The sequence below is a fragment of the Muribaculum sp. NM65_B17 genome, assembly GCF_004793735.1.
Taxonomy (GTDB): domain Bacteria; phylum Bacteroidota; class Bacteroidia; order Bacteroidales; family Muribaculaceae; genus Muribaculum; species Muribaculum gordoncarteri.
The window spans coordinates 63,312-89,929 of record NZ_SRYY01000004.1 but is presented as its reverse complement, the minus strand read 5'-3'; the positions used below and the strand labels follow the sequence as shown (position 1 = coordinate 89,929).

25 protein-coding genes and 2 pseudogenes are annotated in these 26,618 nt (G+C 50.0%); 12 read left to right on the top strand and 15 right to left on the bottom strand.

From position 1 onward, the window contains the following. The 3 genes from E5354_RS07100 to E5354_RS07090 are packed head-to-tail and all read right to left on the bottom strand — an operon-like array spanning position 1 to position 1,985. A complete protein-coding gene (locus E5354_RS07100) occupies positions 1-798 on the bottom strand; it encodes a DUF4271 domain-containing protein (RefSeq protein WP_135946908.1) in 798 nt (265 codons plus the stop codon). Positions 799-811: 13 nt separating this feature from the next. Beyond that, a complete protein-coding gene (locus tag E5354_RS07095; RefSeq protein ID WP_123394778.1) occupies positions 812-1,372 on the bottom strand; it encodes a TIGR00730 family Rossman fold protein in 561 nt (186 codons plus the stop codon). A 4-nt stretch (positions 1,373-1,376) separates the two neighbouring features. Next, positions 1,377-1,985, bottom strand: coding sequence for a riboflavin synthase (locus E5354_RS07090; protein ID WP_135946906.1), 609 nt, complete (start codon positions 1,983-1,985; stop codon positions 1,377-1,379). Positions 1,986-2,626: 641 nt separating this feature from the next. Between E5354_RS07090 and E5354_RS07085 the strand changes: the two genes are divergently transcribed. After that, complete coding sequence (locus E5354_RS07085; protein WP_135946905.1) at positions 2,627-5,425, top strand: sugar-binding domain-containing protein; 2,799 nt, start codon at positions 2,627-2,629, stop codon at positions 5,423-5,425. A 30-nt stretch (positions 5,426-5,455) separates the two neighbouring features. On the opposite strand, the gene E5354_RS07080 is transcribed toward E5354_RS07085, so the two are convergent. The 7 genes from E5354_RS07080 to E5354_RS07050 form a co-directional block, all read right to left on the bottom strand. Continuing rightward, entirely contained in the window at positions 5,456-6,736 is a 1,281-nt protein-coding gene (locus E5354_RS07080) for a hemolysin family protein (RefSeq protein WP_135946903.1), read from the bottom strand. Beyond that, complete coding sequence (lptC, locus tag E5354_RS07075; RefSeq protein WP_246863760.1) at positions 6,733-7,530, bottom strand: LPS export ABC transporter periplasmic protein LptC; 798 nt, start codon at positions 7,528-7,530, stop codon at positions 6,733-6,735. The genes E5354_RS07080 and lptC overlap by 4 nt, the downstream gene beginning before the upstream one ends. A 4-nt stretch (positions 7,531-7,534) precedes the next feature. After that, entirely contained in the window at positions 7,535-8,794 is a 1,260-nt protein-coding gene (locus E5354_RS07070; RefSeq protein WP_135946902.1) for a hypothetical protein, read from the bottom strand. Next, positions 8,781-9,512: a type III pantothenate kinase gene (locus E5354_RS07065; protein ID WP_123394774.1), complete on the bottom strand. Its 732-nt coding sequence runs from the start codon at positions 9,510-9,512 to the stop codon at positions 8,781-8,783. The genes E5354_RS07070 and E5354_RS07065 overlap by 14 nt, the downstream gene beginning before the upstream one ends. A gap of 129 nt (positions 9,513-9,641) precedes the next feature. After that, on the bottom strand, positions 9,642-10,025 hold the full coding sequence (locus E5354_RS07060) for a hypothetical protein (protein WP_135946900.1): 384 nt from the start codon (positions 10,023-10,025) through the stop codon (positions 9,642-9,644). Positions 10,026-10,058: 33 nt separating this feature from the next. Next, on the bottom strand, positions 10,059-10,361 hold the full coding sequence (locus tag E5354_RS07055; RefSeq protein WP_123394772.1) for an FtsB family cell division protein: 303 nt from the start codon (positions 10,359-10,361) through the stop codon (positions 10,059-10,061). Between the two features lie 51 nt (positions 10,362-10,412). Further along, positions 10,413-10,904: a hypothetical protein gene (locus E5354_RS07050; protein WP_168353842.1), complete on the bottom strand. Its 492-nt coding sequence runs from the start codon at positions 10,902-10,904 to the stop codon at positions 10,413-10,415. A 94-nt stretch (positions 10,905-10,998) separates the two neighbouring features. Here E5354_RS07050 and E5354_RS07045 point away from each other — a divergent pair, with 94 nt between their 5' ends. Next, entirely contained in the window at positions 10,999-12,585 is a 1,587-nt protein-coding gene (locus E5354_RS07045; RefSeq protein WP_135946897.1) for a mechanosensitive ion channel family protein, read from the top strand. 10 nt (positions 12,586-12,595) lie between these two features. Here the strand turns inward: E5354_RS07045 and E5354_RS07040 are convergent, their stop codons facing one another. Together E5354_RS07040 and gap are read right to left on the bottom strand one after the other, a co-directional pair. After that, on the bottom strand, positions 12,596-13,276 hold the full coding sequence (locus tag E5354_RS07040) for an SGNH/GDSL hydrolase family protein (protein WP_135946896.1): 681 nt from the start codon (positions 13,274-13,276) through the stop codon (positions 12,596-12,598). Between the two features lie 195 nt (positions 13,277-13,471). Continuing rightward, positions 13,472-14,482, bottom strand: coding sequence for a type I glyceraldehyde-3-phosphate dehydrogenase (gene gap / locus E5354_RS07035; protein ID WP_135946894.1), 1,011 nt, complete (start codon positions 14,480-14,482; stop codon positions 13,472-13,474). A 281-nt stretch (positions 14,483-14,763) separates the two neighbouring features. Between gap and mscL the strand changes: the two genes are divergently transcribed. The 6 genes from mscL to E5354_RS07005 all read left to right on the top strand — a co-directional run bounded on the left by mscL (position 14,764) and on the right by E5354_RS07005 (position 22,038). After that, entirely contained in the window at positions 14,764-15,195 is a 432-nt protein-coding gene (gene mscL / locus E5354_RS07030; protein ID WP_135946892.1) for a large-conductance mechanosensitive channel protein MscL, read from the top strand. 28 nt (positions 15,196-15,223) lie between these two features. Further along, on the top strand, positions 15,224-16,432 hold the full coding sequence (locus tag E5354_RS07025; protein ID WP_123394766.1) for a saccharopine dehydrogenase family protein: 1,209 nt from the start codon (positions 15,224-15,226) through the stop codon (positions 16,430-16,432). Positions 16,433-16,680: 248 nt separating this feature from the next. After that, positions 16,681-17,976, top strand: a complete 1,296-nt coding sequence (frc, locus tag E5354_RS07020; protein ID WP_135946891.1) for a formyl-CoA transferase — start codon at positions 16,681-16,683, stop codon at positions 17,974-17,976. Positions 17,977-18,075: 99 nt separating this feature from the next. After that, positions 18,076-19,803 (top strand): oxalyl-CoA decarboxylase, encoded by a 1,728-nt coding sequence (oxc, locus tag E5354_RS07015; RefSeq protein ID WP_135946890.1) that lies wholly within the window; start codon positions 18,076-18,078, stop codon positions 19,801-19,803. Positions 19,804-19,849: 46 nt separating this feature from the next. Further along, complete coding sequence (locus E5354_RS07010) at positions 19,850-20,821, top strand: AEC family transporter (protein ID WP_135946889.1); 972 nt, start codon at positions 19,850-19,852, stop codon at positions 20,819-20,821. Between the two features lie 149 nt (positions 20,822-20,970). Beyond that, a complete protein-coding gene (locus tag E5354_RS07005) occupies positions 20,971-22,038 on the top strand; it encodes a lysylphosphatidylglycerol synthase transmembrane domain-containing protein (RefSeq protein WP_168353841.1) in 1,068 nt (355 codons plus the stop codon). Positions 22,039-22,092: 54 nt separating this feature from the next. Here the strand turns inward: E5354_RS07005 and E5354_RS07000 are convergent, their stop codons facing one another. The 3 genes and pseudogenes from E5354_RS07000 to E5354_RS06990 form a co-directional block, all read right to left on the bottom strand. Further along, positions 22,093-22,866, bottom strand: coding sequence for a M48 family metallopeptidase (locus E5354_RS07000; protein ID WP_369699068.1), 774 nt, complete (start codon positions 22,864-22,866; stop codon positions 22,093-22,095). Positions 22,867-23,016: 150 nt separating this feature from the next. Next, a pseudogene (locus E5354_RS06995) lies at positions 23,017-23,331 on the bottom strand (helix-turn-helix domain-containing protein); the annotation flags it as partial. A gap of 88 nt (positions 23,332-23,419) precedes the next feature. Next, positions 23,420-23,914 carry a hypothetical protein gene (locus E5354_RS06990; RefSeq protein ID WP_123394762.1) on the bottom strand — a complete coding sequence of 165 codons (495 nt, stop codon included), beginning with the start codon at positions 23,912-23,914 and terminating at the stop codon, positions 23,420-23,422. Between the two features lie 122 nt (positions 23,915-24,036). Between E5354_RS06990 and E5354_RS06985 the strand changes: the two are divergent. The 4 genes and pseudogenes from E5354_RS06985 to E5354_RS06970 form a co-directional block, all read left to right on the top strand. Continuing rightward, positions 24,037-24,162 (top strand): annotated as a pseudogene (locus tag E5354_RS06985) (nitroreductase); the annotation flags it as partial. A 109-nt stretch (positions 24,163-24,271) separates the two neighbouring features. Then, positions 24,272-24,829, top strand: coding sequence for a sugar O-acetyltransferase (locus E5354_RS06980; RefSeq protein ID WP_135946887.1), 558 nt, complete (start codon positions 24,272-24,274; stop codon positions 24,827-24,829). 125 nt (positions 24,830-24,954) lie between these two features. After that, positions 24,955-25,587, top strand: coding sequence for a flavodoxin family protein (locus E5354_RS06975; RefSeq protein WP_123394760.1), 633 nt, complete (start codon positions 24,955-24,957; stop codon positions 25,585-25,587). Positions 25,588-26,402: 815 nt separating this feature from the next. Continuing rightward, positions 26,403-26,618: a helix-turn-helix transcriptional regulator gene (locus E5354_RS06970; RefSeq protein ID WP_123394759.1), complete on the top strand. Its 216-nt coding sequence runs from the start codon at positions 26,403-26,405 to the stop codon at positions 26,616-26,618.

Sequence of the window (26,618 nt, the reverse complement as noted above, 5' to 3'; positions counted from 1 at the left end):
CTAATTTAATAATAAACGACAAAGTGAAAATATTCCTCGGTACACTAATAACACCGGAATTATTTCCACGGTGCAAAGGTACAAAATAAAATAAAGCAAGGATGAAAAATTGTGGTAAAAAATTCTAAAACCCTTACAGATAAACACAATACGGGCCGTAATATATAATAATGCGCTAATGGAAATGAGCACTAACGCCGCTGCCGGATAAAACAACACGGCGAGAGCCGGTACAAGCAGCAGGAATCCGAGAAGCGCCTGTGTGGCATTGAATCCTTTTAGCCAATGTGAAGCTCCGGTTGCGTCGGTGAATACATAGCCTATCGTGCGGTAGGCGAGCAGCTGTATAAGATAATATGTCAAGGTCAAGCCTGTGAGAACTCCTATTACGGCTGAAAAGCGATTGGGAGGAATGTCGATGCCGGCAAGCAGCAGTCCTGAGAATATGAGAATCGCCTCGCATGCACACACCTGGATTACGAGTACGACCATGATTCGGGTTTCGTTGAGAGTATGATCGTCAAAGGCATTGGGACGCTCGCGCACCGACAGCAGGTTCTGCGACATTGTCTTGAAAAAGAGTGCGTAGTGCTTGACATTGAAGATTACGAGCAGGAGCATGGCTATGACTATGCACAGCACTCCCGAGTTGTAGCCCGGAAGTTCGGGTCGCGTATCGGCCGACACGCCGAGCGAATAGGCGGTCACGCCGCTATACAGGCCTTCGGCGTCAACCGCCGTGGGCGAATCGATATAGTGGCACTGGGTGTCAAACGGGCGTGAATAATCCTGCTGCATCGTCGGTATCGTGTCAGTTTATAAGCTCATTGTCGGTTAGGGCAAGGTCAAGGGCCTCTTCGGGAGTTTCAGCTACTTTCCAAAGGGTGCGGCTTCCGTGACGCATGAAGTGCTGCTCGTCGGTGTGTTGCAGATGATTGAGCAGCGGAGAGTAGAATCCGTGGTCGTCGAGTATCACCACGTTGCCGTCGTAAAGGCCAAGCTGACGCCAGGTTATTATTTCAAATAACTCGTCGAGTGTACCTACGCCACCGGGCAGTGCTATTGCTGCACACGACAGTGAGGCCATGCACTCTTTGCGCTCGTGCATCGATTCGGTGACGATAGTGCGTGAGAGTCCCTGATGGTTCCAGTTGCGCTCCATCATGAATCGGGGCAGCACGCCTATGGCGTTGCCTCCGGCCTCAAGCGCTCCGTCGATAACGGCGGCCATAAGTCCCATGCAGCCTCCTCCGCACACTACATCGTAGCCGCGTAACGCTATTCCACGGCCTATCTCACGGGCTGTGGCGAAGTATGTCTTGTCTATGTCGGCGCTTGATGCGCAGTAAACAGCTATGCCCTTGCGTTCCATTGCGTCAACGGCTCACCTCCATCAGGCGGCTAAGATATTTGCCAATTATGTCAAATTCGATGTTGACCTTGGTGCCCTTCTCGATTTTGCAGAAATTGGTGTGCTCGAATGTGTAGGGAATTATGGCCACGCGGAATGAGTCGATTTCCGAGTCACACACCGTGAGGCTGACGCCGTTCACTGTCACTGATCCCTTCTCGACCGTCACATAGCCGCGACGCGCCATTTCGGGATGCACCGTATAGCGGAAGCGGAAGTAGCGGCTGCCGTCGACATCCTCGATGTCGTCGCACACTGCCGTGCAGTCGACATGTCCCTGAACGATGTGTCCGTCAAGACGGCCGTTCATGAGCATGCTGCGCTCAAGGTTCACGAGGTCGCCGGGCTTGAGATCGCCGAGATTGCTGCGGTCGAGAGTTTCCTGGATGGCGGTGACGGTGTAGGTGCCGTCGCCGGGAAGCGACACTACGGTAAGGCACACTCCATTGTGCGATACCGACTGGTCTATCTTTAGCTCGTCGACAAACGAGCATGAGAGTGTCAAGTGCACATTGCCGCCGTCGCGCTTGATGGCTGTGACCTTAGCGGCTTCTTCTACAATTCCTGAAAACATATTTTGTAAGGTGTTGAGGATTGAATATTGTTGTTTATACATTGCAAATTTACGAAATATTGCCATTAGTATAAAATGAAAGTGCACTTCTTCACAGAAGCACACTCCCTCATAACCAAAATTCAAGTATATATTTCTTGTTGTCTAACAAAATGTTGCCAACTGTCAACAATTTTTGTTGTTGCTTAGAACTTACAGCCACATCCGAGTAGATGTAGTTAATATAGAGTGACGATTTTTTTTATGAAAAGCCGATAATCAACGTGGAGTGTTGAAGCTCATCATGGCAAAATTAGTGACTGTGTTTTCTAAGTATATGACTTTCTTCAAGCTGATGCAAAATTACTTCAAAGTTTTGAAAACGAGCGTATTAAATACTATAATAAATCTAAAAAACGACAATGGGCATGAACAATGGTGTAATGTGCTGTAAATGCGGATATTATGGCTTTGGGAAATTGCGTTTTAAGAGTTTGAATTGAAAAATTAACTATGTATTTTTAGTTAAAACGCCACATGTGGCATTAATGAGCATAAATTCAAGAATTTTCGTCGGCTTAATAGTCGATATTACGCAATATTCAAGACAGCAATGTGAAATGAAATTTATATATTTGTAACTGAATAAAAACAACATTCCGATGACTCTTTTGAATGGATTGAAATGCAGTGTTTTCATGCTGTTGATGTGCTTTGCGTTATGCGTTAATGGTGTAAATGCTCGGCGTGCTACTGTCGATCTTGCCGGCGAATGGAAATTTTCGACATCGCTTGCAGGTGACTCGGTGATTACGGTGAAGTTGCCCGGAACGACCGATACCAACGGGGTGGGCGTCATTAATGACAATCACGGTGAAACTACTCAGCTTACCCGTCGCACTACATTTTCGGGCAAGGCCTATTACAGCCGTGCAGTCGACATTCCCGCCGACTGGAAGGGTCGTCACATAACTCTGATGCTTGAACGCACTCGTCCGTCGGAGGTGTGGGTCGACGGAGCTATGATCGGTTCATGCCGATATTTGTCGACGCCTCATCGTTACGACCTGTCGGAGGCGTTGTCGCCGGGCCGTCACATCATTACGGTTATGGTTGATAACGGCAATGCTATCCCCGAACAGATAAAGTCGAGCTCTCACGCCTGCACCGAGTCGACTCAGACCAATTGGAACGGTATAATCGGACGAATTGAGCTTCAGGCGGTCAATCCGTTTCACGTGTCGTCGCTTTCGGCATGGCCCGATGTCGACTCACGCAGCTTTAAGGTTGTGGCCGATTTGTCGCGTGACAAGTCGCTTAACGGTAAGAGCATGACAATAGGTGTCGGCGACCGTCGTGTGACATTGCCTCTGCGTGACGGAGTCAGGCGTTATGAGGCTGTAGTCGCGCTCGGTGACACTGCATCTCTTTGGAGCGAATGGACTCCTGTGCGTCACATCGTCACTGCTGTAATCCCGGGTGTTGATTCAACTTCGGTTAAGGCGGGATTGCGTGATTTTAAGGCCAAGGGACGGCAGATGTCGATAAATGACACCATCACCTTCCTGCGCGGACGACATGATGCCTGTGTGTGGCCGCTTACGGCCCACGTGGCAATGGATGTCGATTCATGGCGCGACTATTTCCGCACAATAAAGGATTACGGGTTAAATCACGTGCGTTTTCACTCGTGGTGTCCTCCCGAAGCCTGTTTTGAGGCTGCCGACATGGAAGGCATATACCTGCAGCCCGAGCTTCCTATATGGGGTGTATTCTCCAAGGACTCCGAGGAGCTGATGCAGTTTCTGCTTGAGGACGGAAAGAGGATACAGGAGGAGTATGGCAATCATCCGTCGTTCGTGATGTTTGCGCTTGGCAATGAACTGTGGGGTGAAATTCCGGTGATGTCGGAATTCATAGAAACGTTCCGTGGCATTGACTCGCGTCATCTCTATGCCTATGGTTCCAATATCTATCTTGGTTATAACGGTCACATCGACGGTGAGGATTTCATGGTGACATGCCGCGTAGGCGGAGGCGATGGCTACTCTACCCACACTCGTGCCTCATTCAGCTTCTATGATGCTGATGAAGGCGGTTACCTTAACAACACGCCGCCCAACACGGTTATGAATTTTCAAAAGGCCGTCGAGTTGTCTCCCGTTCCTGTCGTGGGACATGAAACCGGACAGTATCAGATATATCCCGATTATGCCGAGATGTCAAAATACACGGGAGTGCTGCGCCCCGACAATTTCGCCGAGTTCAAGCGTAGGCTTGAAGCTGCCAGGCTGGGCGCTCAGGCTCTTGACTTTCATCGGGCCTCCGGAGCTTGGGCCGTGGAGCTTTACCGTGCCGACATTGAGATGAACCTTCGCACACCCGATATGGCCGGATTCCAGTTGCTCGACCTCCAGGACTATCCCGGACAGGGCACCGCGCTTGTGGGCGTTCTTGATGCCTTTATGGACAACAAGGGGCTCGTGTCGCCCGAAGAGTGGCGGCGATGGTGTGATGAAGTGGTGCTTCTTGCCGAGATGCCGCGTTACACCTATAATGAAGGCGAAATGCTTGAAGTGGATTTGGCTGTCGCCGATTATGGCAATCGTGCTTTGGCAGGTGACACCCTTGTGTGGAAGCTGTGTCACGGCGATGTGGTGGTCGAGAATGGCCGCATGGTTCTCCCCGAGGGCCGGGGACTGCTTGATGCAGGACACATTAACGTGCCGCTGGCCGCAAGATCCAAGGCTCGTCGCATGGATCTCAGGCTGGAGCTTGTCGGAACGGATATAACCAACAGTTATCCGCTTTGGGTCTATCCTGCGGGCGGGGAGTTGTCGGTCGGCGATGTGATTATAGCTTCGTCGCTCTCCGATGATGTAACAAAGGCTTTGCGCAATGGTGCGAGTGTGCTTCTCGCGCCTTCACGCAGCATTGTCGACAGCACCACCGTGGGCGGCCTGTTTATGACCGATTATTGGAACTACAGGATGTTCAAGACCATAAGTGAGAATAACAACCGCCCCGTGTCGCCGGGAACAATGGGATTGCTCATCAATGCGTCACATCCTGCGCTGGCTCAGTTTCCCACTGATTATCACACTTCATGGCAGTGGTATGGAATAGTGAAGAACTCCTATCCGCTGATACTCGACGCTCTCAACGACATCGATTATCGCCCGTTGGTTCAAGTGATAGACAATGTGGAGCGCAATCATCGACTTGGACTTGTGATGGAGTTCAATGTCGACAAGGGCAAGCTGCTCCTTGTCATGGCCGATATCGACAAGGCTTCTTCGACGATAGAGGGTCGTCAGCTTTTCAAGTCGCTTATAGGTTACATGAACAGTGATGGCTTTTTACCTTCCACGAGCATCAGCATGAAGCAGCTTGAGGATTTGCTCACGGTGCCGGCATCGTCATTGCAGATCGATGCGTTGCATAACATTTCCTACGATTAACAAGACCCTGTCCCAATATTTGAACATGGTCTAATCCTCTTCGGGACGGTTTACGGTGATGCGTATCAGTTCAAGACGCGTCGCCGACTTCTTGATGATGGAGAATGTCATCCCCTTTATGTCAAATGTGTCGCCTTGTGAAGGTATTTCGCCGAGATTGTTAAGGATGAATCCTGCAAGGGTCTGGTATTCGTCCGATTCCGGCAAATCGAGATTGAATGTTTCGTTGAGGTCGGCTATTTCACATCGGCCCGATATTTCATATACACCCGGCTGCACTTCGCGTGCGGTCAGGCGGCGGTTGTCGTGTTCGTCCTGTATGTCACCGAATATCTCTTCCACAAGGTCTTCGAGCGATACCAGTCCGGCGGTTCCTCCGAATTCATCCACCACAACGGCCATTGAGCGCTTCTCGGCAAGGAGTCGTCGCATCATCTTGTTGGCGAGTAGAGTTTCAGGAGCGAATATCACGGGCTTTATCGCCTCTTTCCAATTGGACTTGGGGTCGAAAAGCTCGCTCACATGTATGTATCCCAGCACGTTGTCTATGTCATCGCGGTACACTACGATTTTTGAACGTCCCGATGTTGTGAAGAGCGCCGACAGCTCGTCGCGTGTCGTCGTGTCGATGTTGATTGCCACGACCTCGTTGCGGGGTGTCATGCAGTCGCGCAGGTGAGTCGACGAGAAGTCGATGGCGTTATGGAATATCTTCACTTCGTTTTCGACTTCATCCTTGGCTGCCTGCTCGTCGATTGATGTCTGGATATATTGGTTGAGCTCGCCTACCGTAAGCATTCCCATCGAGTGGTTCTCATTCTTTATACCGCACATTCTCATGAGTGTCTTCGACAGCCATGCCGTGAATATGGAGATGGGGTAGAGTATTACCCAGAAAAAGAATATGGGCAATGCGAAGTAACGCAACGATGAATTGGGGTTGATGCGGAATATTGTCTTGGGAAAGAACTCGCCAGTTATCAATATTATAGCTGTGGATATGAGAGTCTGCATCAGCAGGATGAACACCTCGTTGTCGTAGATGCCCTTAAGCCACGGGTCGAGCAGCTCGGCCGCACCCATACCGTAGATTACGAGCATGATGTTGTTGCCCACCAGGATGGTGGATATGAACAGATCCTGATACTTGTAGTACAGGTTGATTATGCGCCCTATGAATCCGCCGCGCTTTACATCGATCTCGACTTTGACGCGGTTGGACGATATGTAGGCAATCTCCACTCCCGAGAAGAGGGCGGAGAATGTCAGCGACACGAGAGCTATTATGAGCCACACTGTTGTAAGCGTCATTTCAAATCCTTTTTGAGCTTTAGTTGTTCTTCTCTATCAATACGATTTACCGGTGCCGGACGCGAGGGTAGCGGCTTGCCGTCGATTGCACGTTTGGGCGGACGGGATTGAACTGGCTGCTCATCAGCCGCCTTCTTCTCGGGTGCCGGTGCTGCTTCGGGCTCCGGCTCTGCGGTCACGCTGTCGGTGGCCGATGAGTCACGTGCGCCGCCGCGGAAATCCGATACGGGGAATATGCCCGACGGTCGGGTGACGGTGTAGGTGGTCATCTTCTCGTTTGATTCAAATCCGTAGCCTTCGATTATGCGGTCGCTTCGCTCGATGTGGATGAATGAATCGGAGTAGACTTTGTGGTTGCGCTGATCCCAGAATATCTGGTTGGTCAGGAACTTCTCATTCTGCACGTTCAATATCCTTACGTTGCCGTTGAGTTCCCACAGTGACTTGTCACGGTAGTAGGTGGCCGAGTCGCAACGTATTGTGGCATCGGTATTGAAGTTGTTGTCAAATTTTTCAAGAAACAGGCTCTCGGGGAATCGCCATTTGGGCTCCTTCGACTCGTCATAGACGAGCCATAGGGGAGTCGTGATGCGGTAGCGTGTTATGCCTGAGTCGGAGATCATCGTGACGACATCGCGGGTTATCATTGTCGGCACGAGCTCGCCGTCGGTTTCACGATGCACGACATCGGTCTTTTCCTGAGAGCAGGCTCCCAGAATCACAAGCCCGGTCACTGCTGCTACAGGAAACAGCCGCAGGCCGCTGAATCTATGTGCAATGTCCGACAGGGTCACTTGCTTAACGTATCTTGCTCTGATAGAACCAAAGTTCGTTGAAGTTTACGCCCAGTGTCACGCTGAAGTAGTTCTCCTTGATTAGCGGCATGGGGTTGGCCTGACGGTGACGCCATTCAAAGCCGAGGTTGATGACGGTCTTCGAGCCGGGAGCGGGAAGTCCGAATCCCATCGTGAGTCCGTATTCGCGCACATTGTTGCCGCGCACCTTTATATAGTCGTTGGAGTAGAATCCGCCAAGGCGATAGTTTACGCGCTGCGCGTAGTTGCCTCGTGCTCGTGGAGTGAGCTGTGCGCCGAGGGCAAATTTCCAGCGGTTGTTGAACTCGGTCGATTCATTGAACTCCTTGTTGAGATCGAAGTCGGCGTTTTTCCAAGGCTGGTAGGTGAAGTCGGCCTCTACCATGAGCTTTTCATTCCACACGTAGTTCAAGCCGATACCCCATGTTTCGGGAAGCGAATACTTGCCCTTGAGCGAAGTGTAGCCTACCGTGTCGGGAACCGCTGCGCCTGAGCCGTCGGTGTCGGCGTTGACATCATACTTTATTCCCCAGGTGTGACCGAGAAGAGTCTTACCGGGGGTGTAGGTGACACCCGCGGTGAGCTTGTCGCGGCCGTTTATGGGCAAGGCGTACTGAATACCAAACTGGAGGCGGTAGTCACGCACTTCGATTACGCGCTCAAAGAGTGTGGTCGAGCCGGCTGAAGTGGTAACGTATGAGTCGTTGATGGTGGTGCCGAAGAGGTAGCCTATGTTGGCTCCCAAGGTGAGGCCGGTGAACGGACGCACACCGAGTCCGAAGTAAAGCTGGTTGAGGCCGCCCGAACCTTGACGCAGCGAGGTGCCGTTGTCGACTTTGGAGCCAAACGAGTAGCCTACCGACGACAGTGGCACAAGGCCAATGCTTCCGCCAAGATATTTGGTGATGGGAAACTGCATTGTGATGTAGTCGAGGCCGCCGCCGAAGTCCTTGCCCGAGGTGTTGCCCTCCTTGCTCCAGAGAGCGGTGGTGGTGAGTCCCATGTCGAAGAGAAATGTCAGCGAGTCGATGGCTGCGTAGCTTGCTGGGTTCATGGCGTTTATCTGTCGGCCCGAACTCATTGCGTAACCAACGCCTCCCATGGCCCGTTGAGCCGATGTGGCGTTGTCGTTCAGGATACCGTATCCGTATTTTGAGTAAGGGCTCATCGGGTTTTGCGCCTGAGCGCTTACTGTGACTGCGACTATAACTGTCGCAGCGAAGATTTTCTTAACGAGATTCATTATATGTCAATATACTGTTTAATCCTTTACATACCAGCAGCGAGTCAATCTCGACATTGCCGTCGATCAGCGGCGCGAGTCTTACAGCGTCACCGCCGGTAAGCATCACTATGGTGTCGTCGGGCAGCTGCGAGCGATAGTAGGCTATCTCTCCGGCAACGCCTCTCACCACACCTGACATTATGGCGCCTTCGGTGTCGGTGCCCCACAGGGCTACATTGTGCTCCGACTCCACATCGACAAGCGGCAGACGGCTCGTCATGTCGTGAAGTGCCTGTGCGCGCATCCACAGTCCTGGCGCTATGTTGCCGCCTATAAACGTTCCGTCGGTGTCGAGCACATCGTAGGTTACGGCGGTGCCTGCGTCGACCACGAGCACCGACCGTCCGGGATAGCATGCCCATGCACCGGCTATTGCGGCTATGCGGTCGCGGCCGAGGGTCGTAGGGGTGGTGTAGCCTATCTTTATAGGCAGCGGCAGCATCGATGTAAGCTCGTATACCCGAGGGGCTATGCCGCGAAGTGTCACGACTATGTCCTCGCCGTGGCGCGATACCGAGCAGTAGATGGCTGCCGTTATGTCGTAATCGGCTGCGATGTCGGTGAGTATGCGAGGTGTCAGCTCCTCGTAACGCCATGAGCGTACGAGAGCCGGTCCCCTGAAAATGGCGACTTTCGCGGCTGAATTGCCCTGGTCTATGACTAAGTTATGACCCATTGCGGTGACAAAATTACTAATTCCGCGTGAATTAACGCTTTAAAACTGCGGTGATTTTCGACCCATGAATGACTTATTGGAACCAAAATGCCGATTTTAACCTATTTTTGGCTTTCTCGCGGTTGCTTTTCAGCTGCGCGATGACTTTGCGGCACGCGGAATCATGATTGAGGTGTAGAGCAGGATGCAGCCTCCCGCAAGGGTGAATGCAAGCCAGTCCGATGCTCCCGCTCCGGGATAGAACATAAAGAATGTGGCTACACAGAAGAATATCGACGACCATGTTTCGATGCGGTGCAACCGCTTTACGCGGAGTATGTCGCCCTTGTAGGGTGTCATGATGCGCCCTGTCAGCGACACCACGGCTCCTGCGCCGTAAACCCATTTGAAGGCGGGGCCGCCTATGGCGAGTATGGGCATCAGCACGCCTATTGCTATCAATATAAGTCCTGCCGAAGTGACCCACGGCCACAGTCGGCTTGAATTCCTGGATGTTATTCCTGATTTCTGCATTGTGTCAAAGTTGTGAGGTTGGGGTGTGGTTTTTTACTCGACAATGTACACATCCTCGTTTTCGCGCTGCATGTGGTAGCGTTCGCGCACGATGCGTTCCATTGTTTCGGGATCGGTGTCAAGGCTGTGGTTCAGCTTGTTGTAGTATTCGAGCGTGTCGCGGTTGGATTGTATCTCCTCTTTCAGGTCGGTTATCTGTCGGTTGTATTCCATCGACTTGAGTATCGAGTTTTCGTTGAAAAACAGCACGATGACTACAAACACCACTACGATGATGAATGTGACTGAAATGTAGTGGCGGCACCACTCCCATATTTTTTTTACTGATGAGCCCATGACTGTGCAAAGGTAGTCAAACGTTGTGATATAGACAATATAATTAACAATCTATTGTACAAGCTCCTTGACTATCGACAAGCCCGGAGCCACGGTAAACGACATAGTGGCTGAGCGGCTTAATGCTTCCGATGTGTAGCGCAAATGGTAGTGCAGGCGAGGCTTGAGGCATGTAAGATTGAATGTGGCGGTGTCGGGTGTGTCGTCCGATGTCCCGTGTCCGCTTATGATGCGTTCTTCGATTGTTATGTCGCAATCCTTTATCGTAATCGCCAGGCTTACCGAGCCGTCGGATGACAGCAAGCCTCCGAATCCCTGACGCTTGATGACTACGCTATAGTCGTCATGACAAGTAAGCTCGATGCCGAAGCTGCGGGCTTGCACTCCCTCGTGCGACAATAGTCCGGCGGCAAATTCAGTCACAGCCTCGTTGCGTGAACCCGGCTTCATTATGAGTGCTATCACCGCTGCGGCGGCAATGAATCCGAGTACACATAGCTCAACAGTCCCTATTGCAATCCATGATAGTGCCATCGTTGCCAAAGATACGCATTTTTTTCAAACCAATTCAATCCCGACTATGTTATTATTAGACTGTTATTAGGTTATATTACTTTTTTATTGTACTATTCTTCTTATGGTTAACTCTTGGATTCCTACCCACAAGGTTGCGCAATGGCTGCTGGATTTGGTCGACTCCATCCTGTCGTGGCTCGGACTCACTAAGTCGAGCATGGCCGAGGAGGTCGTCTACACTATAATCATTGTCGGCATTGCACTGCTGGCCGGATGGTTGACGCGTAAGATTGTGGTGCTGATAACTCAGCACATCGTATATGCCCGGCGAACGATATTCACCGAGGAGATGGAGCATGAGCAGTTGATCAACAAGAGTAGCCACATAATACCGCCGCTTGTATTTATGGCGTTTATCCCGTTTGCGTTCCAGACCGATTCCCATGCGCTCGACATTCTTATGCGCATAGTGCTTGTGTATTTCGTGCTGACGGTGGGATGGACGATAAGCTCGGTGTTCAATGTCATCTGGGTGAACTACAACAGGAGGGAGAATACCAAGAATTTGCCCCTCAAGGGCATTCTTAATGTGGCCAAGGGGCTCGTGTGGATTATAATAGCCATCATATCGGTGGCCTTGCTGGTCGACCGGTCGCCGGCGGCTCTGCTCACGGGACTCGGCGCGTTTGCGGCGGCACTGATGTTGATTTTCAAGGATTCAATTCTCGGCTTTGTGGCGGGATTGCAGCTGTCGGCCAACGACATGCTGCGCGTGGGCGACTGGATTGCCATTCCGGGAACTATTGTAAACGGCATAGTAACCGATGTATCGCTTACGGCTGTAAAGGTGCGTAACTGGGACAATACCACCGTTACGGTGCCGCCTTACACGCTTGTGTCGACGCAGCTTCAGAACTGGAACAAGATGAAGCAGCGCGGACGGCGTCAGATACAGCGCTCGATACTAATAGACATATCCACGATACGCCCCACGACCCCCGAGATGCTTGAGGATTTCAAGAAACTTCCCTTCATGAAGGATTATATCGAGAAGATGCAGAAATATGCAGCCGAGGGCGAGGCCACGTCATTGATGCGCGACGACATAAAGGTCAACGGCTCTATCGACACCAATCTCGGTGTGTTCCGAGCCTATACCGGACTCTATCTGCATCATCACCCGTGGATTACGATGGGCGAGCTCACATGCATGGTGCGTGAGCTTCAGCAGACTCCACAGGCTCAGCCGCTTGAAGTGTTCTGCTACACCAATACCGCCGACTGGGTGAAGTATGAGGGCATACAGAGCGACATATTCGAGCATCTGATGGCGGCTGTGCCGGCTTTCGGATTGTCGGCTTACTCGGCGCCGTCGAGCCGCGATGTCGTCAACATAGGCAATCCCAAGCCCGAGGCGATGCCATATAACGGAAATTCGCCCGTGCCTATGCCGGCTTATGACCCGAAGACCAATTGGGTGATTCCGCCAAACACTTCGGGCGACCCCGGATTCGCATTCAACGAGCATCCCGTTTATCCGGCCAATATCGCCGACATGGTGGCCGATGCCGAGGTGAAGGCCAATATGCCATCATCACCGGCAACAACACCGACATCGGCCGCTCCTGCTCCGTCAGCTCCTGCTCACGGTGATGTGGCTGCCGGCGGTGACGCCGCAAAGCAAAGTGACGCTCCCAAGGACAAGTGATGCCGGGGCGCTATTGCTTCAAGTGCTGTTTTACCTGCTCGGCAATCTGCTCCATGCCCTTTATCGAGGGATGTCCCGCCTTCTTGTCGATGTCGTGCAACATGATGGGCGTTACTCCGTAGCGCTCGCATAACGAGGTTATCGACTCGTTGATTTCAGGCTTCAGTTCGCTGTTTATTATAAAGTATATGTCGGTGCCGGGATAGTAGTCGACCATTGTCGACAGCATATAGGCAATGGCAGGCTTTACGCTGTAGAGTTGTTGGGGTGTCCAGTTATCATACACATATTCGCCTATGGGGGCGTTGGCCCATGAGTCGTTGGTGCCTCCGAATATGAATATGATGTCGGGCGAACCGAGATTTTTCATTCTTGCGATGAACGACCGTCCCGAATAGTCCTCTCCGTTATAGCCCGTGTTGCATATCGTAGAACCCGAGAACGAGTTGTTGAGGCACAGCCTCCAGCCCTGATCCTTGATGAGCCGGTGCCACCATGTCTGCGTCACGGCGTTGACATCGGTTAGCTCGGGGTTGGGTGTGGTGAAGTACCACAGGAAGTTGGAGTCGGGGGTTACGAATCCCTGGAATGTCGAGTAGGAGTCGCCGAGAATCGACACGCCTTTGCGACTCTGCGCCGACATGCTTGCCAGCGAAGCCACAATCGCAATAATGACAATTAATCTTTTCATTGCTAAGTGATGATGTGATTTTGGTTATGATTTTGCAAAGATGGTCATGTTTTCGGAATAAAACAAAAAATGCCGTGCAAAAATTCCCGCGCCTTCACGTGTGTGTGCTTTCAGCGATACTGACCTGATAAAAAGTAAGTCGGCGACTGTCCTGAATGGACGGTCGCCGACTCTTTATCGAAGTGTTACGGTTTATTAGCCGTTTACTTTCTTCATGTGAGCGATGAGGTCGAGAACCTTGTTAGAGTAACCGATCTCGTTGTCATACCAGCTAACAACCTTAACGAAGGTCGGAGTCAACTGGATACCGGCCTTAGCGTCGAAGATAGAAGTGCGGGGATCACCGAGGAAGTCGCTTGAAACGACTGCATCTTCAGTGTAACCGAGGATACCCTTGAGTTCGCCTTCTGCAGCTTCCTTCATGGCAGCGCAGATTTCATCGTAAGTTGCGGGCTTTGCAAGGTTTACAGTAAGGTCAACAACTGATACGTCGAGGGTGGGGACACGCATTGACATACCGGTAAGCTTACCGTTGAGTTCGGGGATTACTTTACCTACAGCCTTAGCAGCACCGGTTGATGAGGGGATGATGTTGCCTGAAGCGGCACGACCACCACGCCAGTCCTTCATTGAGGGACCGTCAACAGTCTTCTGAGTTGCAGTAGTAGAGTGAACAGTAGTCATAAGACCTTCAACAACGCCAAACTTGTCGTTGAGCACCTTGGTGATAGGAGCAAGACAGTTGGTTGTGCAAGAAGCGTTAGATACAAACTGAGTACCCTTTACGTATTTGTCAAGGTTTACACCGCAAACAAACATGGGGGTGTCGTCCTTAGAAGGAGCTGACATAACCACATACTTGGCACCAGCCTCGATGTGAGCCTGAGCCTTTTCCTTGGTGAGGAACAAGCCGGTTGACTCAACAACGTATTCTGCGTTTACAGCGCCCCAGTTGATTTCTTTCGGGTCGCGGCATGCAGTTACGCGGATTTCCTTACCGTTAACGATGAGGAGGCTCTTTTCCATGTCGAAATCGACTGTGCCGTCAAATTTGCCGTGCATAGTGTCATACTTGAGCATGTAAGCCATGTAGTCAACAGGGAGAAGGTCGTTGATAGCGACAACTTCGATGTCATCTCTCTTAGTGGAAGCACGGAAAACGAAACGTCCGATGCGGCCAAAACCATTAATACCTACTTTTGTCATAATTGTTTAATAATTATTGGGTTATGATTAACATCTACTATTGTGGGGTTCAGCTACAAGCTTGGTGACAACTGAACCTTGAAATTTTGCATCACAAAATTACTATTTTTTTTTTAATTAAGTCATTGTGGAAGCAAAATAAAGGAAAAATTTCTTTAATTTTGTACGAAATTAGTTCTTTTCAACAGCCAAAATTGCGAAAAGAGCGTTTTTTAACGGGGGACGATAGTGTCCGACCCCGTTTTTACTGGTTTTAATCATTTATTTAACACTACACAATCATGGGTAAAATTCTCAGTGAGTTCAAAGAGTTTGCGATGAAGGGCAACGTGGTCGACATGGCCGTCGGTGTAATCATCGGTGGTGCGTTTGGCAAAATCGTGTCATCGCTTGTCAATGATGTCATCATGCCTGTAGTGGGCATTGCCACAGGCGGGCTTGACTTTAAGGAACACAAACTTATACTGAAGGCTGCCGTGATGAACGGCGAGGAAGTGGTGACTCCTGAAGTGGCCATGACCTACGGTGTATTCATCCAGAACATTGTCGACTTCCTCATTGTTGCTTTCTGTATATTCATGGCTATAAAATTCATGAACCGATTCAAGAAGAAGGTTGAGGAAGCTCCTGCAGCTCCCGCCGAACCTACTAAGGAGGAGATGCTTCTAACCGAGATTCGTGACTTGCTCAAGCAGCAGGCCGACAAGAAATAGTCATAACCTCAAAATTCAGTTTAAAGAGATGTCGAAAGTCATTATAATCGGAGCAGGCGGAGTAGGAACCGTCGTTGCTCACAAGTGTGCGCAGAATCCCGATGTGTTCAATGAGATAGTGCTTGCATCGCGCACCAAGAGCAAGTGCGATGCGATTGCCAAGGCTATAGGTGCTCCCAACATCACCACCGACTCGGTCGATGCCGACAAGGTTGATGAGCTCGTGGCTCTGTTCAACCGTCACAAGCCCGACCTTGTAATCAACGTGGCCCTGCCTTATCAGGACCTTACGATTATGGATGCATGTCTTGAATGTGGCGTAAACTACCTTGACACTGCCAACTACGAGCCTAAGGATGAGGCTCACTTTGAGTACTCTTGGCAGTGGGCCTATCGCGAACGTTTCGAGAAAGCCGGATTGACGGCAATACTCGGATGCGGATTTGACCCCGGAGTGTCGGGTGTTTTCACCGCTTACGCCGCCAAGCACTATTTCTCCGAGATGGAGTATCTCGACATCGTTGACTGCAATGCCGGTGATCATGGCAAGGCGTTTGCAACCAACTTCAACCCCGAAATCAACATTCGCGAGATAACCCAGAACGGCCGTTACTACAGCGAAGGCAAGTGGGTGGTTACCAAGCCGCTTGAAATACATGCTCCGCTCACCTATCCCAATATAGGCCCGCGCGACTCCTATCTGCTCTATCACGAGGAGCTCGAGTCGCTTGTAGTGAACTTCCCCACCATTAAGAGAGCGCGATTCTGGATGACTTTCGGCCAGGAGTATCTTACTCACCTGCGCGTGATCCAGAACATCGGCATGGCTCGTATCGACGAGGTAGAGTACAACGGCACCAAGATTGTTCCGTTGCAGTTCCTTAAGGCCGTGCTTCCCAATCCGCAGGATCTTGGCGAGAATTACCACGGCGAAACATCGATAGGATGCCGCATCTCAGGTAAGGACAAGGAGGGCAAGCCTCTCACCTACTACATATATAATAACTGCAGCCATGAGGCAGCCTACAAGGAAACAGGAATGCAGGCCGTAAGCTACACCACCGGTGTGCCCGCAATGGCCGGAGCCATGATGTTCCTTACCGGCAAGTGGGTTAAGCCCGGCGTGCACAATGTCGAGGAGTTTGATCCCGATCCGTTCCTGGATGTAATCGCAAAGCAGGGTCTGCCCTGGAACGAAGTGTTCAACGGCGACCTTGAGGTAAATAAAATTGGATAAACAATATCATCAAAATAGATTGACGGAATTGCCCGCGACGGGTGGTTCCGTTATTTTTTTACATATATTGAGGAAGCTGTGTCGTTATGGGTAAATGCTGTTAAATAATGATAAGAACCTATGCTGTGGAAACTTTTGAAAATAGAGAATGTTGAACTTGTATTGATTAGATTGTGAATTATTACTTATTGTGATACTCATCGTACTAAATGACACACGAATATTCTAACGATATAAATAAGAAAATTATGAACACAGCTCCTTTACAGGGAATCAAAGTGATAGATTTCACCGAGGTTCAGTCAGGCCCTTCATGTACACAGCTTCTTGCATGGCTTGGTGCCGAAGTTATTAAAATCGAACGCCCGGGTGTGGGCGATGCAACACGTAACGAATTGCAGTTTGACCCCGATTGTCCGAGTTACTATTTCCTACAGTTAAATTCCGACAAGAAGTCGCTTGCCCTCGATGCTAAGACCCCCGACGGTAAGGCTATCCTTACAAAATTAATTGCCGGTGCCGATGTGTTTATCGAAAACCTTCATCCGGGTGCTATGGATAAGCTCGGATTCAGTTGGGAAGAGGTACACAAGATTAATCCGCGCTGTGTCTACGGCACTATAAAGGGATTCCCTCTGTCGTCAAAATATAAGGACCTGAAGGCCTACGAGCCTGTGGCTCAGGTAACCGCCGGAGCTGCCTCGACTACCGGATGGTGGGAAGGCCCCGATGATGTTCCCACTCAGTCGGGAGCCGCGCTCGGTGACTCAAACACCGGTATGCACTTGACCATCGGTATTCTTGCCGCATTGATGCAGCGTGAGCGCACCGGCGAGGGAAGTTTCATATATCAATCGATGCACAATGCCTGTCTTAACCTGTGCCGTATAAAGACACGTGACCAGCTTACACTCGACCGTCTTGGCTATCTTACCCAGTTCCCGCAATATCCCGACCAGAAGTTTGGCGACTTTGTGCCCCGAAGCGGTAATCAGGAGGGTAGCGGAGTGCTTGGATGGACCTACAAGTGCAAGGGCTGGGAAACCGACCCCAATGCCTACGTGTATGTAATCCTTCAGCGCGGCGAGAAGCAGTTTGAGCTCGCTGCCAAGGCACTCGGATTTGAGGATTGGCTCACCAATCCCGACTTCAATACCGCCGATGCTCGTGACAAGCACAAACAGGCAATATATGAGCGTATCGGCAAGTGGACCATCGACAAGACCAAGTATGAGGTGACCGAAATATTGTCAAAGGCCGGTGTGCCGGTAGGTCCCGTGCTTTCGACCAAGGAGATCATGAGCGACGAGAGCCTCTATGACGGCAATACACTTGTCAAGATCAATCAGGGCGGCAAGATAGGCGAGTTTGTAACCGTGGGTGTACCGTTCACAATCTCCAACTATCAGCCTGTCTACGGTCCGTGTCCTACTCTCGGCGGCGATACCGACGAGGTGCTCACATCGCTCGGCTACACAGCCGATGAGCAGGCACGATTCAAGGCCAACGGCACTACCGCGCCCATGCCTGCACCTGCCAAGTAACCTTGCAAGGAATTCATTATATTTCTCTCCATAGTGACAGTCAGCAGCCGACATGTCACTATGGATTTTTCAAAGCCTAACATAAAAAAAGCAACTATTATGTCAATAGATTCAATACCTCACACCGACCCGTCAACAGCCAATGAAGTTACGGGAATGTGGATTCTTACACAAGCGTTAAAGAGAGTCGGCATCGATACTATGTATGGCCTGGTGGGCATTCCTGTCACGGAGTTCGCCTATATCGCACAGGGCGAAGGCATCAAGTTTGTCGGCTTCCGTCACGAGCAGCAGGCCGGTATGGCTGCCGCCACTCACGGATTCCTCACCAAGACTCCGGGCGTGCTGCTCACAGTGTCGTCGCTTGGATTCCTAAACGGATTGACCGCTACGGCCAACGCCACGGTCAACTGCTATCCTATGATTCAGATTTCAGGCTCGAGCGAGCGTGAGCCCATCGATTTGATGCAGGGTACCTACGAGGGACTCGACCAGCTGAACATCGCCAAGCCTCTTGTTAAAGCGGCTTACCGCATCAACCGTCCCGAGGATATAATGACCGGCGTTGTGCGTGCCTATCGTGCGGCTGTGTCGGGCCGTCCGGGCGGTGTCTATCTCGATGTCACTACCCCGTGTCTTGGCGCGGTGATGGACCGCAAGGCAGCTGAAGCCACATTATATACTCCTGTCGACTTGTGTCCGGCGGTGGTTCCGTCGCCTCAGTCGGTGGCAAGGGCCATGGAGCTGCTGGCCGGAGCCAAGAAGCCCGTCATCCTGCTTGGAAAGGGAGCCGCCTATGCTCAGGTCGACGACAAGATCAGGAAGTTTATCGAAGCCACCGGAGTGCCTTTCTACCAGATGTCGATGGCCAAGGGTCTGTTGCCCGACAATCATGAATTGAGCGTTAACTCCATGCGCAGTTACTTCATGGAGCAGGCCGATGTGGTGATGCTCATAGGCGCACGCCTCAACTGGCTGCTGTCGCGAGGTCACGGCAAGTGGAATCCCGACGGCAAGTTCATCCAGATTGACATCGACCCCGAGGAGATTGACATAAACCGTGCTATAGCAGCTCCCGTGGTGGGCGACATCGAGTCGTCGATCGACGCGATGCTTGCCGCGTTGCCATCCTACAAAATGTCGATGGATCCCGATTGGGTCCCCTCGCTGCAGAGTGCGTCTAAGGCCAAGAATGCAAAGTTTGCCGAGCGCTTCGTGCCTCAGACCGTGCCTATGACCCACTGGAGCGCGCTGAGTGCCGTCAGAAAGGTGTTTGCATCCAATCCCGATGTCGTGCTTGTGAACGAGGGTGCCAATACGCTCGACGACACGCGCAACGCCATCGACATGATGCTGCCGCGTCACCGCATCGACTGTGCCACATGGGCCATCATGGGCATGGGTATGGGTTCGGCAATAGGTGCCGCCGTAGCTTCGGGCAAGTCGGTTGTGGCCATCGAGGGCGACAGCGCCTTCGGATTCAGCGGCATGGACTTCAGTACTATATGCCGTTTCAACCTGCCTGTCACCGTGGTCATTTTCAATAATGGAGGAATATATAACGGAATAGGTGAGAACCTCTCAAAGGACGGCGATCCAGCTCCTACCACGCTCAACATCAATGCCCGTTACGACAAGCTCGGCGAGGCATTCGGCGCCAAGACCTACTATGTCACTACGCCGGCCGACCTTGCCACGGCTCTTTCCGAGTCCATCGCATCCAAGAAGCCATGCCTGATCGATGTGCAACTTGCTGCCGATTCAGGCAAGGAGAGCGGCCACATAGGCTATCTTAATCCGGCGGCTCTTATATCGGTAAAGGTATAGGCTGTAGGCGGTTGTATTTGAATACGCATTTTTTTACGCATTTACTATGTTACATATTATTTTATATGCCATCGTGCCTATTGTGGTGGTGATGCTGGCCGGATTCATTTCGGGCAAAAAAGGCATCTTCAACGGTGACGATTCCAAGAAATTCAACAAGGTCGTGCTTGACTATGCATTGCCGGCTGCCTTGTTTGTATCGATTGTGCAGGCCGACCGTGAGATGCTGGCCCGTGACTTGAAACTGTCGATTGTGTCGCTTGTCTTAATCATGGTGTGCTTCATGGCGGTCTATTTCATATACCGTTATTGCTTCAAGAAGAACACCGGAGCCGATGCTGCTGTTTCGGCGCTGATAAGCGGTTCGCCTACTATCGGCTTCCTCGGATTTGCCGTATTGGAGCCTATCTTCGGTACCAATCCGTCGGTTGCGCTTGTAGTGGCTATAGTGGGAATCGTGGTCAATGCTGTCGGCATCCCTGTGGGACTGTCGCTGCTTAACGCCTCGCTCGACGGCACTCAGGCTGCTGCGGCGGGCAAGAAGGAGAGTGCGTGGAAACCTGTGATTCACGCTCTTGAACAGCCTGTGGCATGGGCTCCTATACTCGCTGTGATTCTCGTGCTTCTCGGCCTTAAATGGCCCGATTGGGCAAGCCCTTCATTTGACTTGATAGCCAAGGCCAATGCGTCGATGGCGGTGTTCTCGGCCGGTATCACTCTTTCATCGGTCAAGATTGTCATCAACTGGCAGGCTCTGCTCGGTTCAATACTGAAGCTTATCGTAATGCCTGTACTGGCATTGATAGCCGGCTTGTTGTGGCACATGGATCCGCTTAACATAAAGATGCTTGTCGTGGCATGTGCTCTTCCCCCGGCTTTTTCGGGAATCATCATTGCCGACGAATACAACACCTATGTGGCCACCGGTACCTCCTCGTTGACATTGAGTGTGATTCTGTTCATCGGATTCTGTCCGCTCTGGATATGGATTACCGACATGGCCCTAAAGTCTTTCTGATAAGAAATAGTAACAGCTATACATCGAAATCCGGTGCATGGATGTGCTTGAGTCATTGACTTGCACATTCATGCACTGTTTTTTTTCATGTTACTATGAAAAATGGGCCTGCGGTTAATCAATAGCGGGGTTTGGATTGTTGAAAAATTGTGGATAAAAATGTTACATCTCCGTCGCATCGACATGACCGTTGGTATATTTTGGGTCGTGTGCTGAAGGTGGCTGTACCGCTCTCTATTTCGGCGGGGCTTGTCGTGTGGCTTTTTCACAAGGTCGACATAGACAAGGTGAAGTCTATCATAGAGCAGGGTGTCGACTACCGTTACATCGCTGCGATGATGGCTATTACCGTTTTGTCGCACATTATAAGGGGTGTGCGCTGGGGCATTCAGCTTCGTGCAGCCGGAATACCCCGCATCCCGGCTGTGGCCGAGAGTGTGTCGATATTCGGTGCCTATGCGCTTAATCTGGTGTTTCCTTATCTTGGTGAGGCGTGGCGTTGTGTCTACATAGCCCGGCGCGAGAATTGCAAGCTGTCGACGGTTGTAGGCACCGACCTTGGCGACCGGGCGTCGGATGCGGTGATGATACTGATGCTGATAATCCTGACCCTGATAGTGGCGCGGGGCTATATCGACAAGTTTCTTGACCGATACCCGATGGGCAAGGCGCTTGACCACTTTACGACCGACGGTACACTGTGGATTTTCATCATCCTTGCCCCAATCGTGGTAGCGGTCGTGGGTTATGTGTTCCGTAACACGAGTTTTGTAATCGGTGTGAAAAGAAGCGTCATGAGAATGTGGGACGGTTTCAGCGTCCTGTTTCACATGAAGGGTACGGGGCTTTACATCGTGTTCACTTTCGGAATATGGATATGCTACTTCCTTGAAACCTATTTGTGCTTCTTCGCCTTCCCGTTTACGCGACATCTCATAACGGGCGAGGGCTATGCCCTGGGGCTGATTCCGGGGCTGGTGGTGTTTGTTTTCGGGTCGTGCAGCATGGCCGTTCCTTCCAACGGCGGTCTTGGGCCTTGGAACATCGCGGTCATATTTGCGTTGAGCCTGTTTGGAATCGGAAACAATGATGCCGCGGCCTATTCGATAGTGTTCTGGAGCTTCCAGGCGATGGTGCTTATGGCGTCGGGCATATTCGGTGCATTCTACATCATGCTGTCGCGCAGGGATGCCCGCCGGTTGTCGGAAAAACAGTGAAGCCGCAACTCGGAGTGAGCGCGGCTTCATGTTGATATCGTTGAGGGGTTGATGTTACTTCTTCTCCTCGGCTTTTACCTCGGGAGGTGTTATGCCTTCGTCGGTGGCACGCTTCTCCATGCGCTGGATGCGCTTGTCGAGGTCGGGGTGCGATGAGAAGAGCTGGTTGATTTTGCTCTGCTTTCCTTCGCCCTGAATCTCCTTGAGGCGCTTGAACGAAAGAGCCATGGCCCAGGGGTTCTTGCCCGATTTCTTAAGGAATTCATAGCCGTAGTCGTCGGCCTGGTTCTCCTGCTTTTGTGAATATTTGGCGTTGGCGAGAGCCTCTCCGAGGTCGCCGATCTGCGAGTCGGTAAGGGCTGCGATTGTACCGCCGTTTGCCGAAATGCCGTCTTTCAGTGCCGAAGTGAGCAGTGCGGTGCGGAAGGCTTTCTTTGAATCCTTGTGGGCTACATGGCCTATTTCGTGACCGATTACGCCGAGCAGCTCTTCGTCAGACATTATATCCATAAGAGCGGCAAATACACGCACGCTTCCGTCGGCACAAGCAAATGCATTTACATCGACTACCCAGTAGACCTTGAAGTTCAAGGGTATTCCTTCAACATCGGTAAGTCCCTCGGTGAGTCGGTTAAGACGCTGGGTATAGGGGTGGTCAGGTTCGCACACCTTGTTGTGGGTATCCATCCAGTCGATATACTCCTTTACATAGGCAGTCATCTGTTCGTCGGTTAACGTGGCTGCTTGAACAGCCTTTGCGGCTCCGCCTACGGCTTTCTTAAGGTTGAACTGAGCAAATGCCGGGGTTGTGGCGAAAACGCACAACATTACACAAATTAATTTGCTGATAGTCTTCATAATATGGTTAAATAGTTGATTTAGGAATTCAAATTGTACTGCAAAGTAAGCGAATTTCCCTTGCATGACAAAATTTTTAATTTCACATATTTATTGTCGAGCCGGCTCTTAAAAAGGCTGTCAGCTCATTTTTTTTGCCTGCTTTCGGTATTTTGTAGGAGAGAGCCCCGTTTCTTTATTGAATACACGTATAAAATGCGGCAGGTCATTGAAGCCCACTGCAAAGCATATTTCTGACACCTGTTTTTGTGAGGTTTTGAGCAGTTCGCAGGCTGTTTCCAGCCGATATTGTGTGACAAACTGCGAAAAGGTCATACCTTTGTTGCGCCTGAAGAAAGTGCAGAACGCCGAGCGGTTCATGCCTATATGGGCGGCTATGTCATCGAGGTCTTTCATCCGCATAAGCGAATGCTTGATTTCAACGGAGCTGCCGGAGCCGTATTTCAATGCCTCCGACGGCAATTTCACCTCGGGCAATGTATAGGGAATTACTGCATCGTCCATTATGGCGTATGTTATTAGCTTATGGGCGCTTTATTTTTGCTTTCCAGGGCTTGAATACAGAGATTATCAATACCACGGTCAGCAACAGCAACTGAACAGGCCCCCATACCGCACTTGTTGCAAGGTTGGCATCGTAGGTATCCATGTTTGAGAGATACCATTCAGGCGACTGTACATTACCTTTGACAGCCGGACCCATTATTATCCATCCTATGAGTACCATGACAATTGTCAACAACCATTTGACACTCAGCCATCGTTGTCGGAAGAATCCCCATTTTGTCCAAATGCCATACACTATAGCTGTAACCAATATGCCAATAACTCCACCGAAAATCAGCAAATCATCCAATATTTTTATTGCCAGGGAAAGTGTGGACATTCCTTCAGGCGAGGTTGGAGTTACTGCAACTCGGAGTAAATTCATAGCGACTCCGCAACCAATCCAAAGAATTGCAGCAAAAAGATGAAATGTTTTAAGCCATTTCTGGCCCGTAATACCAAGGGACTTCATATTATCGTAATTTTATTTGCGCAAATAAACAACAAATATTTGAAACAATTCAACAAATGACCGACAAACAGACGCCTTAATTTTGCATTACAAAACATAAACATCAAAAATATACATAGAATATGGAATTTTCAGAAGTATTGGATCGTCGCCGCACCTACCGCGACTACTCTGACCGTGAAGTGAATGATGAAATCCTCGACAAAGTAATCTCGGCAGCTTTCAAGGCTCCGACCAACGACCATCTTGCTTGCAGTTTGGCGAGTATTTCGTTTTGGAGAGTTATTTATAATCATTGCACACTATGTTGCAAGTAATTAACTTTGTAAAATTAAATATAAGATATGGTTATTCAATATGACAGAAAAAGAAAAGATGCTGAAAGGCATGATATATGATGCCAACAACGACCCCCGACTTATAGCCGAGAGAGCCGAATGCAAGGAATTGTGTCACGATTACAATCATCTTCGGCCAAAGGATGTCGTGGGAAGAAGAAAAATTATCATGGAACTGTTGGGCAGTGTAAAAGGAAACTTCTTGATAGAGCAGCCGTTCCTATGCGATTATGGCTACAACATACATATAGGTGATAATTTCTACGCCAATCATAATTTAGTGATACTTGACGGGGCTACTGTAAAATTTGGGGACAACGTGTTTGTCGCTCCTAATTGTGGCTTTTATACGGCAGGTCATCCGATCGATGCCGCCGAGAGAAACAAGGGCCTCGAATATGCTCGTCCGATAACTGTCGGCAATGATGTGTGGATTGGTGGCAATGTATGCGTTCTGCCGGGAGTGACCATCGGCGATGATTGTGTAATTGGAGCCGGTAGCGTCGTGGTGAAAGATATTCCGCCTCACTCGGTAGCCGTCGGAAATCCGTGTAAAGTAATAAAGAAAATTAAATAGCAAATATGTTAAAGTGAAATAGCCTATATTAGCATGAGGCTCAGGGGATGGGGGCGCTTCCATGTAGGCTGACTCGGAGAGATATGTCAAAAAATAGTATATTTGCAATATGTAAATATTATCTTATGAAAGTTCTTATCGTTAACGGCAGTCCCCATATTGAGGGAGGCTGCACTGACCGCGCACTGAAAGAGGTTGAAAAGACTCTTAACGACAATGGTATTGCTACCGAAAGAGTCAACATCGGTAGTAAAGATGTCAGAGGATGCATAAGCTGCAATTTCTGTCGTCAGCACGGGCATTGCGTTTTCAATGACATTGTAAATGAAACCGCTCCCAAGCTTGCCGGGGCTGACGGTATTGTAATCGGAAGTCCGGTATATTACGCCGGGTGCAACGGACAGGTGCTTTCATTCCTTGACCGCCTCTTCTACAGCACAAGCGGTGTTGTGAATAAAACCATGAAAGTGGGAGCAGCCGTTGTTTCATCCCGAAGAGCCGGCTCGACTTCAGCCTTTGACGAAATCAACAAATATTTTACCATCAGTGCCATGCCGATTGTTTCATCCACCTATTGGAATGAAGTGCACGGCTTCACCGCCACCGATGTAGAGGACGATCTTGAAGGGCTCCAGACAATGCGAAATCTCGGAAGAAATATGGCATTCCTTATAAAGGCAATAAAGGCAGCAGCCCAAACTGACGGCCTGCCGACGCAGGAAAGAGAGTCCTTCACAAGCTTCCACACCGAGCAGTAACAAACGCTCCACCCAAATCCCCGCGTTAGCGCCAAAGCTGCAGAGCAGCTTAATAATGTTAGGCCCGCGCAAGGCCGCCGTTAGGCGTCCGCAGCACGGGTACAGGGCACAGGGTATAACGTATCATAGAAAAAGGGCTACGTAGTTGCCCAATAACCTCTATCCACCACCCCTGATAATAATTGACAATAAAATTGGCAGGTCGCCAAAAACACTGGCGACCTCGTTGTTAACTTTGGGCGTTGGGAAAGTCTACGCCATTATAAGCCGTAAGGCTAAATGGCCCGATATGCTATAAAACATAGCAAACAATTGCAACGAACTCATAATTTATTGATAATTTTGTTGCAATTAGGACATAATGTCAATCTTCACGGAAGAGTCCGGGAACATAACCATTTGCAAAATGCTATATGCCTACGGCTTTTGTTTGATACGGTGAAATCTGGTAAATTTCCATATACGACATTAACCGTGCTGATTATCAGTAATATCTACAGATTGCAGTGTACTAACAGTGTACTTTGAGAGAAGATGGCGGCCATTCGGAGCAAATGGATTTGAGATATTTGTTATCCGTTAGAGATTTTTAACTGCGTTGATTTGCGCCTTTTATCCTCCTTATCTTCATTTTTAGACACCTCCCACTTCAGATTTCCCTACCTATATTGTCTTGCCATTATTTCGATTATCTTACCATTACTTCGCTACTCAGTAAAAAATCGGTTTTTAGGCACTTATAATAGGCTGAAACTTCATCTGGCTATTGTGGACTGAAAATTTTTCATTAATTTTGCAGTCAAAGAATTTATGTTATGATTGAAAGGATAAATCGAATAAAAGTAGTTTTGGCAGAAAAACAAAAAACGAATAAATGGCTGGCTTCGGAGTTAGGCATAAATCCATCGACTGTTTCCAAGTGGTGTACCAACTCTTCACAGCCTGATATTGCATTATTGGTGAAGATTGCGAAACTGCTTGATGTTGAATTAGATGAATTGCTGAATAAGGAATTCGTAGAATCTATATAG